Raw genomic sequence first — 1,178 nt, 5'->3', positions numbered from 1 at the left:
CAGAGGCTAACGTTATAGGGACAAGCGAATAAGTGCACATGGTGGATGCCTTGGCGATTACAGGCGATGAAGGACGTAGTAGCTTGCGATAAGCTGCGGGGAGTGAGCAAACACACTTTGATCCGCAGATTTCCGAATGGGGCAACCCACCCTTTTAGGGTATTGCATACTGAATACATAGGTATGCAAGGCGAACGCGGCGAACTGAAACATCTAAGTAGCTGCAGGAAAAGAAATCAACCGAGATTCCCAAAGTAGCGGCGAGCGAAATGGGAAGAGCCTGTACGTGATAGTCGGACCGATAACAGAATCCTCTGGAAATAGGAGCCATAGCGGGTGATAGCCCCGTATGTGAAATCGGACCGGTGGTACTAAGCGTACGACAAGTAGGGCGGGACACGTGACATCCTGTCTGAATATGGGGGGACCATCCTCCAAGGCTAAATACTCGTAATCGACCGATAGTGAACCAGTACCGTGAGGGAAAGGCGAAAAGAACCCCGGAAGGGGAGTGAAATAGATCCTGAAACCGTGTGCATACAAACAGTAGGAGCGGACTTGTTCCGTGACTGCGTACCTTTTGTATAATGGGTCAGCGACTTACATTCAGTGGCAAGGTTAACCATATAGGGAAGCCGTAGAGAAATCGAGTCCGAATAGGGCGATCAGTCGCTGGGTGTAGACCCGAAACCAAGTGATCTACTCATGGCCAGGATGAAGGTGCGGTAACACGCCCTGGAGGTCCGAACCCACTAATGTTGAAAAATTAGGGGATGAGCTGTGGGTAGGGGTGAAAGGCTAAACAAACTTGGAAATAGCTGGTTCTCTCCGAAAACTATTTAGGTAGTGCCTCAAGTATCACCATCGGGGGTAGAGCACTGTTATGGCTAGGGGGTCATTGCGACTTACCAAACCATTGCAAACTCCGAATACCGATGAGTGCGAGCTTGGGAGACAGACGTCGGGTGCTAACGTCCGGCGTCAAGAGGGAAACAACCCAGACCGCCAGCTAAGGTCCCAAAGATTGGCTAAGTGGAAAACGAAGTGGGAAGGCTAAAACAGTCAGGATGTTGGCTTAGAAGCAGCCATCATTTAAAGAAAGCGTAATAGCTCACTGATCGAGTCGTCCTGCGCGGAAGATGTAACGGGGCTAAGCCAGTCACCGAAGCTGCGGATAT

At 50.4% G+C, this 1,178-nt stretch carries 1 rRNA gene; it reads left to right on the top strand.

Going from position 1 to position 1,178, the window contains the following annotated elements:
- Positions 1-18: 18 nt before the first annotated feature.
- Positions 19-1,178, top strand: a 23S ribosomal RNA gene (locus ASR47_RS00075); the annotation flags it as partial.

The sequence above is a fragment of the Janthinobacterium psychrotolerans genome (genome assembly GCF_001677885.1).
Classification (GTDB): Bacteria; Pseudomonadota; Gammaproteobacteria; order Burkholderiales; family Burkholderiaceae_D; genus Janthinobacterium; species Janthinobacterium psychrotolerans.
Note: the sequence above shows the minus strand (reverse complement) of the source record. Positions and strands in the feature narration are given on the sequence as shown.